This is a genomic window from Nocardia xishanensis NBRC 101358 (assembly GCF_001613365.1).
Lineage (GTDB): Bacteria > Actinomycetota > Actinomycetes > Mycobacteriales > Mycobacteriaceae > Nocardia > Nocardia xishanensis.
Genome location: NZ_BDCF01000003.1, coordinates 75,107 through 88,403 on the forward strand (window position 1 = coordinate 75,107; position 13,297 = coordinate 88,403).

The 13,297-nt window shown below is 70.1% G+C and carries 13 protein-coding genes; 7 read left to right on the top strand and 6 right to left on the bottom strand.

The window, feature by feature from the left end; genetic code table 11:
• Positions 1-36: 36 nt before the first annotated feature.
• The 3 genes from NX1_RS04815 to NX1_RS04825 all read right to left on the bottom strand — a co-directional run bounded on the left by NX1_RS04815 (position 37) and on the right by NX1_RS04825 (position 2,967).
• The gene (locus tag NX1_RS04815) at positions 37-1,029 is read right to left on the bottom strand and encodes an LLM class flavin-dependent oxidoreductase (RefSeq protein WP_068054397.1); all 993 of its coding nucleotides are present in this window, start codon (positions 1,027-1,029) and stop codon (positions 37-39) included.
• A 173-nt stretch (positions 1,030-1,202) separates the two neighbouring features.
• Positions 1,203-2,282, bottom strand: a complete 1,080-nt coding sequence (locus NX1_RS04820; protein ID WP_218024056.1) for a serine hydrolase domain-containing protein — start codon at positions 2,280-2,282, stop codon at positions 1,203-1,205.
• Positions 2,275-2,967, bottom strand: a complete 693-nt coding sequence (locus NX1_RS04825; RefSeq protein WP_068054571.1) for a TetR/AcrR family transcriptional regulator — start codon at positions 2,965-2,967, stop codon at positions 2,275-2,277. Before NX1_RS04825 ends, NX1_RS04820 begins: the two co-directional genes overlap by 8 nt.
• 142 nt (positions 2,968-3,109) lie before the next feature.
• Between NX1_RS04825 and NX1_RS04830 the strand changes: the two genes are divergently transcribed.
• From NX1_RS04830 to NX1_RS04840, 3 genes are all read left to right on the top strand, one after another.
• Complete coding sequence (locus tag NX1_RS04830) at positions 3,110-4,546, top strand: amino acid permease (RefSeq protein ID WP_068054400.1); 1,437 nt, start codon at positions 3,110-3,112, stop codon at positions 4,544-4,546.
• Positions 4,547-4,697: 151 nt separating this feature from the next.
• A complete protein-coding gene (locus tag NX1_RS04835) occupies positions 4,698-4,907 on the top strand; it encodes a hypothetical protein (protein WP_068054404.1) in 210 nt (69 codons plus the stop codon).
• Complete coding sequence (locus NX1_RS04840; RefSeq protein WP_068054407.1) at positions 4,904-5,653, top strand: hypothetical protein; 750 nt, start codon at positions 4,904-4,906, stop codon at positions 5,651-5,653. Before NX1_RS04835 ends, NX1_RS04840 begins: the two co-directional genes overlap by 4 nt.
• A 14-nt stretch (positions 5,654-5,667) precedes the next feature.
• On the opposite strand, the gene NX1_RS04845 is transcribed toward NX1_RS04840, so the two are convergent.
• The gene (locus tag NX1_RS04845; protein ID WP_068054410.1) at positions 5,668-7,083 is read right to left on the bottom strand and encodes an MDR family MFS transporter; all 1,416 of its coding nucleotides are present in this window, start codon (positions 7,081-7,083) and stop codon (positions 5,668-5,670) included.
• Between the two features lie 218 nt (positions 7,084-7,301).
• Between NX1_RS04845 and NX1_RS04850 the strand changes: the two genes are divergently transcribed.
• The 4 genes from NX1_RS04850 (at position 7,302) to NX1_RS04865 (ending at position 11,043) form a co-directional block, all read left to right on the top strand.
• Positions 7,302-7,595 carry a hypothetical protein gene (locus NX1_RS04850; protein ID WP_068054413.1) on the top strand — a complete coding sequence of 98 codons (294 nt, stop codon included), beginning with the start codon at positions 7,302-7,304 and terminating at the stop codon, positions 7,593-7,595.
• A gap of 313 nt (positions 7,596-7,908) precedes the next feature.
• The gene (locus NX1_RS04855; RefSeq protein ID WP_068054416.1) at positions 7,909-8,232 is read left to right on the top strand and encodes a hypothetical protein; all 324 of its coding nucleotides are present in this window, start codon (positions 7,909-7,911) and stop codon (positions 8,230-8,232) included.
• Positions 8,229-9,530, top strand: a complete 1,302-nt coding sequence (locus NX1_RS04860; protein ID WP_068054419.1) for a hypothetical protein — start codon at positions 8,229-8,231, stop codon at positions 9,528-9,530. The genes NX1_RS04855 and NX1_RS04860 overlap by 4 nt, the downstream gene beginning before the upstream one ends.
• On the top strand, positions 9,517-11,043 hold the full coding sequence (locus NX1_RS04865; RefSeq protein WP_068054422.1) for a DUF8176 domain-containing protein: 1,527 nt from the start codon (positions 9,517-9,519) through the stop codon (positions 11,041-11,043). The genes NX1_RS04860 and NX1_RS04865 overlap by 14 nt, the downstream gene beginning before the upstream one ends.
• A gap of 7 nt (positions 11,044-11,050) precedes the next feature.
• Here the strand turns inward: NX1_RS04865 and NX1_RS04870 are convergent, their stop codons facing one another.
• Positions 11,051-11,860 (bottom strand): APH(3'') family aminoglycoside O-phosphotransferase, encoded by an 810-nt coding sequence (locus NX1_RS04870; protein WP_245668324.1) that lies wholly within the window; start codon positions 11,858-11,860, stop codon positions 11,051-11,053.
• A 241-nt stretch (positions 11,861-12,101) separates the two neighbouring features.
• Positions 12,102-13,013, bottom strand: coding sequence for an ADP-ribosylglycohydrolase family protein (locus NX1_RS04875; protein WP_245668325.1), 912 nt, complete (start codon positions 13,011-13,013; stop codon positions 12,102-12,104).
• Positions 13,014-13,297: the final 284 nt, after the last annotated feature.

Genomic DNA, 13,297 nt, shown 5'->3' on the forward strand with positions numbered 1-13,297 from the left:
CTCGCCGCGTGACCCGCTGCGACGTCGAGCGCCGTACTACGCGGCCGCGACCTTGGCGATGAGCTCGAAGGAGCGGGCGCGATCCTCGATGTCGTAGACGAGCGTGTTGAGCATCAGTTCGTCGGCCTCGGTGCGGCGCAGCAGGTCGTCGAGCTGCGCGCGCACCGTCTCCGGCGAGCCCATCACCTGGCCCGCGCGCCGCTGTGCGATGAAATGGCTCTCTCGTTCGGAGGGCTGGAAGGCCGCGGCCTCCTCCGGGGTCGGCAGCGCCCGCGGCCTGCCGGAGGTCAGGTAGAGGAAGGCCAGGTCGCGCGGGCGGGCCAAGGTGTCGGCGCGCTCGTCGGTGTCGGCGCAGATCGCCGAGACGGCGACCATGGCGTGCGGCCGCTCGAGCTGCTCGGAGGGACGGAAGTTGTCGCGATAGAGCGCGAGGGCGGCCTCGGTGTTCGTCGGGCTGATGTGGTGCGCGAACGCGAAGCGCACCCCGAGCACCGCCGCCACCTGCGCGCTGTAGCCGCTCGACCCGAGCAGCCAGATCTCCGGCGCCGCGCCCCGGCCCGGCGTCGCGGTGATGCCGCCCGGCCCGACGCCGCGAAAGTAGCGCAGCAGATCGGCCAGCTCGCTGGGGAACGATTCCGCCGACAGCCCCTCGGCGGTGCGGCGCAGCGCGAGCGCGGTCGCCTGGTCGGTGCCGGGGGCGCGCCCGATGCCGAGATCGATCCGGCCCGGATGCAGCGCGTCCAGGGTGCCGAACTGTTCGGCAACCACCAACGGCGCGTGGTTGGGCAGCATTACCCCGCCCGAACCCACCCGGATGCGCGCGGTCGCCGCGGCCAGGTGCGCGATGACCACGCTCGGTGACGAGCTGGCGATGCCCGGCATGTTGTGGTGCTCGGCCACCCAGAACCGCCGATAGCCCAATTCCTCGGTCCGCCGGGCCAATTCCGTCGTCGCGGCGAGCGCCTCGCCGGGGCTCGCGCCTGCCTGCACGGGTGCGAGATCCAGAACGGACAGCGGGACGTCGATCATGCGGCTCCTCCAGGGCAGACGGCCACCGGTACAACGTCCCGCGTCGCCGGCATATTTCCGGCGCTTCAGCGGGCGGCGGCCAGGGCGCGGAAGACCTCGATGGTGTCCATTTCGTCCTGCATGGTGCCGTGGTCGCTGAGCTTGACGATGATCGTGCGGCTCGGTGGGTCGACCTAGACGTACTGGCCGTAGACGCCGATGGCCATCAGGTCGGGCTCGGCGCCCGTCGGGTGCCACCACTGCGCGCCGTACCCCCAGTCGGAGACCGGCAGCGGCGCCGGTGTGGAGATCCGCTGGATCCACGCGGGCGGGATCACCTGGGTCTCGCCGACGCGGCCACCGTCGAGCACCAGCCGGCCGATCTTGGCGAAATCGCGGGCGGTGGCGTTGAGGCAGCAGAACGCCTTCTCTTGGCCGCCCGCCCGGTCGAGATTCCACAGCGCGTCGTCCTCGGCGCCGATCGGAGCCCAGATCTGTTGGGCGAGAAGCTCACCCAGCGGCGTGCCGGTAGCCCTGGCCAGCGCCATGCCGAGCAGCTGCGTGTCCACGCTGCGGTAATCGCCCCTGCTGCCCGGCGCGAATCGCAGCCCGCGATGGTCGCGGACGAAACCGTCGAGGTCCTCGGTGAGATACATGCGAGCCGTGCCGGTCAGCGGCCAGTACGGGTTGTAGTTCTCCGAGACGTCGACGCCGGAGGCCATGTCCAGCAGCTGGCGCAGCGTGACGGTGTCGTATTCGGTGCCGTTGGCGAGTTCGGGCAGGATGTCGACGAGCCGGTCGTCCTCGCGCAGCGCGCCCGCCTCGATCGCGCGGCCGATCAACAGCGACACAACGGATTTCGCGACCGACCAGGACGACTGCCTGGTGGTGGGGCCCACGCCGGCGCGATACCACTCGGTGGTCAGCTCACCGTCGCGCACCACCAGGAACGAGTTGGTTCCGGTGGCGGACAGGAACTCGGTGACCGGAACGCGAGAACCCTTCCACGGCACCGTGTCCGGCAGCGGCGCCGTCGCCACGGGGAAGGGGCGCGGGGTCGGCGCGGCCGGTACCTTCCGGCTCTCGAACAGGCTGCCCTGTGTCGACGGCGCGTCGCGCAGCAGGTGCGCGAGCGTGACCGGTCCAGGAATGCGCAGCAGCGGCGCCGCTGCGAAGGCGGCGCCGACGACCACGGCCACGATCAGGCCGAGGACGACCGCTATCCGCAGTGTGTAACGGCGCACCGGTGAGGCATGGGTCGGCTGGTCAGTCATGAGAATCGTTCCGCTCGTCGGTATTCGATTGTCTGCGCGCGTCGACCGCGGTCCAGAAGGCCTCGATCATGGTGTCCAGCACCATGTCCTGGTCGACCTCGGCCACTCGCGTGGCGTATTCGGCGATGCCCGGATACTCCTCGGCGTCGACCGCGTAATACTCACGCGTCCAAGACCTTTCGTCGGCGTCGCGGACTTTCTGCGGCAGCACCGCGTAGCTCGCGCTGACACCGGCGTAGGACAGCACGCTCACGGCGAGCATGCGCTGGTAGCGGGCCACGTCACCGGGGGAGAGGCCGAGCTCGGCCAGCGCCGTGAGCATCATGTCGACCACCGCGAACTCGCCGGGCCCCCGGGTGGTGCGCGAGGCGATCGCCGCGCCGACGTACGGGTGCCCGACGTAGACCGCGACGACCGCCCTGGCCAGCGCCTCCAGTCGCGGCTTCGGATCGAGCCCGGCGGGCACCTGTTCGTAGGCCAGCGCCAGCAGCCGGTCGCCGACCGCGCGCAGCAGCGCGTCCTTGTCCGCGAAGTGCCGCCACACGGCCGAGCGGTCGACCCCGAGTTCCTCGCCGAGCGCGCGCCCGGTCAACCCGTCGGGACGCCCGCGCGCCGCGATGTCCACCGCCGCCGCCACGATGCGATCCCTGGTCAGCCGGGGCGGGCGAGCGGCCTTGTCCGACATGGCCCGACCCTCCGTCACCGTTGTTGTCATCATTGATGACATCGATGGTGACAGAACGGTCGACGAGAGGCAATACCGAGGTCGCCCGCCGTCGCCGGTAGCCTGACGTGCTGATCTTTCGGATGAGGGAAGGACTGTGGCTATGACAGCCTCTGACCGTCGGCCACCAGCGGACGCGGTGCTGTCCGATTCGGCCGCGCCGGGCGAGGAGGGTTACGCGCGGGGTCTGAACCCGCGCACGATCCAGATGATCGCCATCGGCGGCGCCATCGGCACCGGCCTCTTCTACGGCGCGGGCGGGGCGATCGAACAGGCCGGGCCCGCGCTCATCCTGGCCTATCTGGCCGCGGGCCTGGCGATCTTCGTGATCATGCGCGCGCTCGGCGAGCTGCTCACCTACCGGCCGGTCTCGGGCAGCTTCGCCGAATACGCGCACGAGTTCCTCGGCCGCTTCGCCGGTTTCGTGACGGGTTGGACGTACTGGGCGGTGTGGGTCGCGACCTGCATGGCCGAGATCACCGTGGCGGGCAAGTACGTGCAGTACTGGTTCGACATCGAGCCGTGGATCACCGCGCTGGTGGTGCTCGCGGTGATGTTCGCGGCGAACATGATCTCGGTGCGGTTGTTCGGCGAGGGCGAGTTCTGGTTCTCCGCCATCAAGGTCACCGCCATCCTGGCCATGATCGGCATCGGCATCGCGGTGCTGGTCTTCGGCATCGGCCACGCGACCGACCCGACCGTGACGAACCTGTGGAACGACGGCGGCGTGTTCCCGAACGGCTTCGGCCAGTCCCTGCTGGTGCTGCAGATCGTGCTTTTCGCCTACGTCGGCGTCGAGCTGGTCGGCGTGACCGCGGGCGAGGCGCGCGATCCGCGCACCACGCTGCGCAAGGCGATCAACACCCTGCCCTTCCGCATCGGCCTCTTCTACGTCGGCGCGCTGGTGGTCATCATGTCGGTGGCGGGCTGGCGCACGTTCCACGCGGGCAAGAGCCCGTTCGTCGAGGTGTTCGAGCAGATCGGCATCCCGGCCGCGGCGGGCATCATCAACTTCGTGCTGCTGACGGCGGCGCTCTCGTCGTGCAACTCCGGCATCTACTCGACCGGCCGCATGCTGCGCAGCCTGTCGCTGCGCCAAGAGGCCCCGGCCCGGTTCGGCGAGCTGAGCGGCCGCTCGGTGCCGCATGTCGGCATCACCGCCTCTGCCGCGGCGATGGTCATCGGCGTGGTGGTGAACGTGATCTCGCCGGACAAGGCGTTCGCCTACATCACCTCCGTCTCGACCATCGGCATCATCTTCGTCTGGGGCGTGATCCTGGTCTGCCATCTGCTCTATCGCGCCAAGGTGAGCCGCGGCCTGCTGCCCGCCAGCGATTACCGCCTGCCCGGCGCGCCGGTGACCTCGGTGGCGGCGCTGGCCTTCCTCGGTCTCGTCGTTGTCCTGCTGTTCTGGACCGAGAGCGGACGCACCGCGATCGTCGTCGGCGTCGTCTGGGCGGCGCTGGTGTGCGCCGGTTACCTCGCGATGGAGAAGTTCGGCGGCGGTGTGCGCGAGAAGGAGGACGTCTCGGTGCGGTGACGCGCCGGACATCTGATCCGGTCGGCCGCTGCCGGAACACATCGCCCCGCGCTCGTCCGGCGCGGGGCGATCCGTCTTCCAGCCACTTTCGCTACGGTTGGTCGAAGGGGGGGGGCCGCGAGCCCGATCCCTTCGACGCACGGAGGTAGCGATGGCGCAGAAGACGCTGGCCGAACTGATCCCCGGCGATCTGCCGCCGACGATCGCCGCACTGCCGCCGGACCGCCGCGCCGAACTGGCCGCGACCGTGGAACGCGCGGAGGCAAAGCAGTTCGACGACCTGCACGAGGCGGCGATATCGCTGCTGGATCTGTTGCCGCGGATGCTGCGCGGCCCGGTGAAGAAGGCGGTGGGGCGGTGAGCGCCGATCCGCAGGTGATCAAACTGGCGCGGACACTGCGCGTCCCGGTCGACGACCTCGAATACCTGGCCGACGTGCCCGATACGGAATTGCGCCAGTTCCGTATGCAGGTCGCCGACATGCTCTTCGACCATCAGTCCTACGGGCTGCGCCGAATGGCGCGCGCCGCCAAGATCATTCCCACGCCGATCCTGGTCAAGCTGGTCGACCGCCACCACAACGCACTGATGGCGGCCAAGATGTCGGCGGTGCTCGACCCGGGCCACGCGGTGGAGGTGGCCAAACGCCTGCCCGTCGATTTCCTCGCCGACATCGCCGCCCAGCTCGACGCCCGCCGCGCGGCGACCATCATCGCCGGGCTTCCCCCGGCCACGGTGCGAGCCGTCGCCGAGCGGCTCGCCGCGCGAGGCGACTGGATCACCCTCGGCGATCTGATGTCGTCGGTCTCCGACGACGCGGCGCGCGCCACCGTCGCGGCACTGGACGGGCTCGCGTTGACCCGCACGGCGTTCCTGGTCGACGAGGCCGCGCAGCTCGAGCGTTTCGTCGGGCTGGTGCCCGAATCGAAACTCGCGGACATGCTTTCCGCGACCGCCGATCACGATCTGTGGACCGAGTTCCACACCACGCTGGCCGCGCTCTCGCCGGACGCCGTGCGATCCGTGCGTACGGCGGCCGCCGGTCTGCCCACCGTCCAGCGCGACCGCGCACTGGCCGAGATCGACGGCCACCGCGTCGCGGAGTGACCTCGCGCCGAAAATCAGGTCGTGCCGTCGGCGCTGCGGCTCGGCATCACGGCCGAGGCCACCAGCATGACCGCGGCCATCGCCGCGACGGTCACGAAGACCAAGTGCACCGCCGAGGCCAGGATGTGCGGGGCGGGATGATCGGTCTCGCCGACCCTGGAGTTGACGATGGCGCCGAACACGGCGACGCCGACGGCGCTGCCGATCGAGCGGGCGAACATGTTGGCGGACGTCACCACTCCGCGCTCGGACCATTCGGCGCTCGTCTGCGCCGCGATCAACGTCGGCGTCGCGACCAGGCCCATACCGGCGCCGATCACGAAACACGACGCGGAGATCTGCCACAGCGTCGAATGCTCGTCGATGAGCGTGGTGGACGCGGCGCCCAGCGCGGCGAGTCCGCTGCCGATGAGGGCGCTGCCGCGAAAGCCTATGCGTAGGTAGACTTTTCCGGCTTGGGAGGCGGCCAGCGGCCAGCCGAGGGTCAGCGCGCCGACGGTGAGCCCGGCGACCAGCGCGCCGGTGCCGAGCACGCCCTGGGTGAAGGTCGGCACATAAGAGGTAAGGCCGATCAGCACCGCGCCTATCAGCACCGAGACCAGGCTGCTCGCCACGACGACCCGGCGGGTGAAGACCCACAGCGGCAGAATCGGATCGGCCGCCCGCCGCTCCACGAGCGCGAACAGCACGAGCACCACGGCGCCCCCGGCGAAGATGCCGATGCTCGCGGGCGAGGACCACGCCCACGCCTGCCCGCCCTCGAGCAGGCCGAGGATGATCGCGCCCGCGCCCAGCGTCAGCAGGGCGGCGCCGAGATAGTCGATGTCCTGGCTGCGCTTCACCGTCTGCTCGGTGAAACTGCGCACCAGCATCCAGACCGCGACCGCCGAGAGCGGCAGGTTGACCAGGAAGATCCAGCGCCAGCTGACGAAGTCGGCGAACACGCCGCCCAGCAGCGGGCCCGCCACCGAGGACATCGCCCACACGCTGGCCAGATAGCCCTGGACCCTGGCGCGCTCGGTCAGCGTGTAGAGGTCGCCCGCGATCACCATGGTCATCGGCTGGATGGCGCCCGCGCCGATGCCCTGCACCGCGCGGAAGACGATCAGCGCGACCATGCTGCCCGCGAGCCCGCACAGCAGCGAACCCAGCGCGAATACCGCGATGCCGAACAGGATCACCGGCTTGCGTCCGACCGTGTCGGCGAGCTTGCCGTAGATCGGCACCGTCACCGCCTGCGCGAGCAAGTAGATCGAGAAGAGCCAAGGGAACTGGGCGAACCCGCCGAGGCTGTCGGTGATGGACAGCACCGCGGTGGCGATGATGGTCGAATCGAGGGCGACGAGCCCGGTCGACAGCATCAGCGAGCCGAGGATCGCTCCGCGTTCGGACCGGAGGCCGATGGACGACTGCGCGGTCTCGGTGGCCACCGGCGGCCCCTTTCGTTCGTTCGACTAACCATCTCGAACGAACGTATCCCCGGCCCGGCTATTCCCGCACGGAAATTTCCGGTGGCAGCCGACGTCGCAGTGCCGATCGGACGCTGGGCATTTTCGGCGGCGTTGCTCCCGCTCCGGCCAGTAGGCTGGCTTGGTCGCCGGCCCGTCGTGGCTCGGCGCGATCCGATTGCGACGGCGAAGGGGCCGGAATGTCATTGCGAGGACAGCTCGGCGTTGCGGAGTCGGCGGGCGCGCTCGTCTTCGGGACTCCGCAGGAGACCGCCGACGGGTCGGTCATCGTCACCGCCGCGCGGGTCGGCTGGTTGCGCGGCACAGCCCGGCCGCTCGGCGTGTTCGTGGTCAAGGACGGTCAGGCCACCTGGACGCCCGCCGTCGACGCGGGCCGGATCGCCCTTCTCGGCGAGACGATCGGTCTGGTGGCCGCGACGCTCGGCTTGCTCGCGATCGTCCGGCGTCCGCCGTGGCCGGATCTGTCCCGCTGAATTCGCTCGGCCGAGCGGTGGGGTGAAAGCCCAGCTCGTCCGGCTCGGAAAGCCTTCCCGCCGTACGGCTTCGAGTCCGTTTCGTCCCGGATTGCAAGACAGACCGACGATCTCGGGGCGAGTCGTGCGACTATGGGACGCACGTCGCGAACCGGACGGACGCGCATCATCGGCGATGGGCACACCCGCTCGGCACGGCCAGGCGGTGCCGCCGGTGTTTCGTGGTGATCCGGCGCGATGTCGGACCGGACCGTTAAGCTCGGCTCAACCGTGATGCGACAGCGAGAGTTTGGTTTTCCGTGAAGGGGGAACGATGGACACGCTGAAGCTCGACCCGGCGGCGATGGCCGCCTACACCGCGATAGCGGAGACCGTGGCACAGCAGTTGGCCCAGGCATCGGCCGCCGCGTCCGGCGCGGTGAACCCGCAGAAGCTCGACGCCGATCTCGGCATGGTCGGCGCGGAGTTCGTCGCGCGGTTCACCGCCGCGGTGTCCGAGCACACCCAGGCACTGTCCACCGCGGGCCAGCTGGTGGCCGCCTACGGTCAGGTGCTGCGCGATTACGGCGCGGCCATGCAGACCGGTGACGCGGAGGCCGCCGCCGCTCTGGCGAAGACCGAGGAGGAGCTGGCATGAGGCGGCTCAGCGCGTTACGCAGGCGGCGCCCCACCGAACAGACCAGCACCGACACGCTGCCGGTCGTCAGCAACGATCCCACCTCCGACCCGCCGATCGTGGCGGCGCTGGTGCAGCCGATGCTCTCGCTGCGCGCCACCCTCGGCACCGGAGCCACCCTGCCCGATCGCGCCATCACCGGCGCGCTGTCGGCCGCGTCCACACACGCCGCCGATTCCGAGGGCCCGCACCGGGACGGCCTGTACGCGCTCGAGTCCACTTGGACCTCGCGCGGCGCGGACGCCGCCGTGCCCGCACTGCGCACCACCCAGACCGAGATCGGCGAGATCTCCGATCGCGGCCCCGCCTACCTGTCGGTGCTCGGCGACGCCCAGGCCACCAGTGCGCGCGCCGCCCGCCGGGTGGATCAGATCATCGCCGACTTCCGCCGCGACGCTCGGGTGATCCTGGGCAACGCGACCGCCGCGCCCGACACCGACGCGGTCATCGAGCGCGCGGCTCAGGCGCTGCGCGACGCGATCGCCACCGTGGGCACCGCGCGCACCGAGATGAACGACCACACCCGTCGATTGGACGAGATGGGCCCGCTCACCGTCACCGCGCCCGGAGGCGTCGGCGGCACGAGCCAGCCGTCCATCGGCGGCACCTCGCCCACCGCCGTTCCCGGCGTCACTGTGCAGGGCCAGCCCCTCGACCCGGCGCAGGTCGCCCAGCTCCAGTTGCAGCAGCAGCTCATCTCGGCAGGCGTGCAGCTGGGCACCTCGGCCATCTCCGCGGGCGTCGACATCGGCACGCACCTGATCGACAAGATCGTCGAAGTCGGCACGCACGCCATGGACACCGTCGCGGCCTCCGCGGACAAGGTGATCGACAAGGCGCTCCCGGAACTGATCAACCCGGGCAGCACCACGAACGGCGCCAACAACGGCGGCACGTCCGGCACGCCTTCGAAGGTGATCGATTTCGGCGGCGGCTCGCCGGCGAATCCGTCGCAGAACGCAACGGGCCCGAGCGGGAAACCGGACGCACCGAAACCGGAGTCCAGGCCCGCGCCGCCGACATCGATCATTCCGCCTACGCCCGCGCCGCAGGACGCGCCGCCCAAATCGCCCGAGCCGGCCGGACAGCCCGGCACGCACGGCGGCGTCGCGATGCCGCCGCCGATGGGCGGCGGCGACCAAGACCGCAGGCCGCGCGACGGCCAGCTCGGTGTGACGGTTCCCGCGGCCGCGATGATTCCAGAATCGCTCACCGTCCCGGCCGCCGTGATCGGCGACTTCGGCGATGACGCGCCCTGACCAGGGCCCGACGAACAAGCAGCAGGGCCAGCCGAATCCGTTCGACACCGGGCTGCCGATGCTGCGCCTGCCCGCGCCGCCGACCGGTAAGCGTAAACGGCGTCGGTCGGCCGCGCGTCGGTCCGGGACATCGTCCGGCGCACCCTTGCGTGCGCCGGAACCGCCGCGCACACCGCCCCGTCCGCCGGAGCCGCCACGCACCGCACCGCCCTCGATGCCGCAGCCGTTCTACGAGCCCGAACTGCCAAATCCCGCATCACCGCGCGCGGTGCCGGAGTTCTACGGGCCCGAATCGCCGCGTCCTGAATGGCCGCGCGCAGTACCGCAGCCACAGTACGAGCCCGGATCACGGCACCCCGTATTGCCATTCGCGGAGCGGGGGCCGTCCTACGAGCCCGAACTGCCGCATCCCGCGTCGCCGGGCGGGGTGCCGGAGTTCGAAGGGCCCGAATCGCCGCATCCCGCGTCGCCGCGTGCGGAGCCGCGGCCGTTCTCCGAGCCCGAATCACCGCGCTTCGCATCGGCGTTCGCGGAGAGGGAGTCGTTCTTCGAGCCCGAAATGTCGCGCACCGAATCGCCGAACTCGGTCCCGGAAGAGTTCGGCGAGCCTGGATCACCGCGGCCAGCAATGCAGTTCGCGGAGCCGGATCCGTCCGACGAGCCCGAACCGCCACGGGCCGAGCCGCCGGTGCGCCGATCGCCGCGACGGATGGGCGAATGGGCCGAATGGCTCGACCCGCCGACCCGCTCCGAGGAACCCGCGGAGTCGCCGACCGTCGAAATCCGGGTTCCGGTGGACGAAGAGCCCGAACTCGAGCGCGGGGCCGGCGACGACGCGCCGCTGATCCCAGCGATCATCGACCGCACCGGCGGCAATCCCGGTCCAGCGCTGCGCCGTCCGCGTCCGCGTCCGCAGGAGCAGCAGCCCGAACGGAGCAACAAGATCCTCGCGGTCCTGATCGTTCTCGGCGTGCTCGTCGCGGTGGGTTCGATTCTGTGGGCGGTGCTGCCCAGCGCGGGAAATCGTGCCGCGCCGTCGCCGACGAGCTCGGTTCCCGTGGTCGACGACGCCCGCCCGACCGTGTCGCCGACGCCGACCGGACCCGAATCCCCTGCGGCGGTGGCGACTCCCGGTTGCGAACAGCGCCGCACCGGTGACGTGGTCTCGGGCACCGGCGTCGGTGGCACCACCGACGGCCCCTCGGCAATCCTGGCCTTCGAGCGCGCCTACTACGTGCAGCGCTCGGGCATCGCGGCGCGCGCCGTGGTGGCCGCGGATGCGACGGTCCCGCCCGCGGAGCAGATCCAGCGCGGCATCGATCAGGTGCCGGTCGGTACTCGCTACTGCGTGCAGATCACCCGCACCGCCAGCGGGGCGGGGGATGGGCAGTCGCACTGGGAAGTCCGGCTCACCCAGCAGTATCCGGATCAGCTGCCGAAGACCTTCACCCAGATCATCACCACCAAGACCGTCACCGGACGCACCGTGATCACCGGCATCTCGATGGCCTGACTCCGAGTCAGCCCCAGGTGAGCGGGTCCAGATGGAGATAAAAGCGCTGCCGTTCGGTGTCGAGGTCGATGCCGTAGCGCTCGGCGAAGCGGTGGTCGGCGTCCAGCGCCCACCGCTCGTCCGGCCAGGTTTCGCGCGAATTGGCCAGCAGCAGAGCGATATCGACGTATGGATCGGCCACGCCGAGGCGGCCCAAATCGAGGAATCCGGTGACCGACCCGGTGTCCGGGTCGAGGACGATATTCGGCAGGCACAGATCTCCGTGGCATACCACGGATTCAGCCGACTCCAGCGTGATCCACCGGTCCACCTGTGCGGCCAGTCGAGCCAGTAGCACCGGCGGCGGCGTGTCCGACTGCTCCTCCGGTAGAAACTCCGCCCTCACCGCGCCCCGGGCCACCACGTCCTGCGCTTTCGCGAACATCGTGGTGATGCCGCGATCGAATGGGCAAGTGTCCGTGGGCAGTTCATGCAGACGGCGAACGGCTTCCGCGATCGATTCCCATGCGGCGGCCAGCGCCTCCGCGGACACGCGATCGGCGGGCACGCCGGGCACCGCACTCGTCACCAGGCAGGCCGCGTCGGCTTTCTCGCGCCAGTCGAGCGGCTGCGGCCCGGAAATGCTACGGGCGTAGAGCCATTCGGAACGGTCGCGCTCTTGCACCAGCTCGGCCGTCGCATTCTCGGCGGCGCACTTCGCGTACCGCGAGCCGTCGGCGGCGCGAAACACGGCGGCCCCGGACTCTCCGCTGTCGACCGGCTTCCACTCGCCGTCGGAGGGCAGAACGGATCGGAATCGAGTCAGCGCGTCGGACACGATCCCGACGTTAACAGCGCGTTCCCGCTACGAACCGAGCTCGACCCTCGACTCCGGATCGCCCAACATCCTGACGTCCGATGGAGAGCGCAGTCGCGCAACGGTTCTCGATCGCCTCGTTACTCGATCCCCGCTCGGCTCCCTGCCTGTCGCCGATCAGCGGGCACTGGGCGATCTGCTCCGTGCACTGGTCGAATCCGATTCGGAGTAGGTCGCCCGCTGCCCGTCATCGACGGCGGCGCTATTGGCCAGGTTTGGTCGCCAGGCCGACGCGTCCGTGCTCTCGGCCGAGCAGTTCGCCGTTGAGGCGGGCGAGATAGTCGCGGCCGTACGTTCCGTTCTCCAGGTTCGCCAGCAGTACGGCCGGAAGATCCTGTGTGATTTCGGGGGAGCGTGCGGCGGCGGCGAGGGCGATCGTCGCGACGGTGTCCACGTCTCCGGTGAAGGCGACACAAGTGCGCAGCAGGTCGCTCATCGTGCCGCTGGTGGACAACGCGGTGAGGGCCGCGCCGACGCTCATGCGTCCTTTGGAGCCGACCTTGCCGCGCCAAGGTCGCGACCACCCGTTCGGGACGTGACTGTCCACCCACTGCGGGAGTTTCGCCAAGGGGCCCAGTTCGTAGTGGCAGTAGTGGACCGCGAGCGCCGCCGCCTGCGCGGAGGCGATGCCCGCCGGAGTGTCGTGGGTGACCGCCGCTTGCACCGCGGCGTGGTGCAGCACGTCGTCGACGGTGGGGAGCAGGCCGATAGGCGTCGCCCGCATGGCGGCGCCGCTCTTGTCGCTGTCGGGCCGGATTCGGCGCAGGAATTCCGCGCCGTCGTGCACGGAGCGCAGGAAGTCGTAGAACCGTCCGGCGTAGCCTTCGCGAGGGTCGCGGTGGAATGCCGCGACGAATCGGTTGGCCAGTTCCAGTGGCGTCCAAGGATCCCCAGCGACGAGCAATTCGGCGATGGCCAAGGTCATTTGGGTGTCATCGGTGTATGCCCCGGGGCGGATGCCGAGATGCCTCGGATGCTGCGCGTAACCCCGCAGCGTGTTGTGTGCCGCCACGAATGCCGGATCCGCGTACTCGAACCCCGCACCGTAGGCATCGCCGACCGCCGATTCGACCAGCAACCGCCGCCCCCTTCTGTCGGGATCGCCGGCCCGCATGGTAGGCGATCCATCGAATTCTCTTATTTGCCATCGTGTTACCGCTGCTGGTCCGGAACGGCGTCACCGGTCGTCGCGAAAATGGCTCGTGACGATCGGCCATCCACCATTGCCCTCCGGTGGCAGACCTTCTCATCGTTCTACGCGCCCGGCGATCTCGTGTCGTCCCATTTTCTCTCCCCTCGAGACAGGGCACGCCGGCGCACTCGGCGTTTCGAGCGGCGCCCGTCAGACCCACTCGTTCCGGTGATCGGCGACCCACTCGGCGAACGTACGAGCGGGCC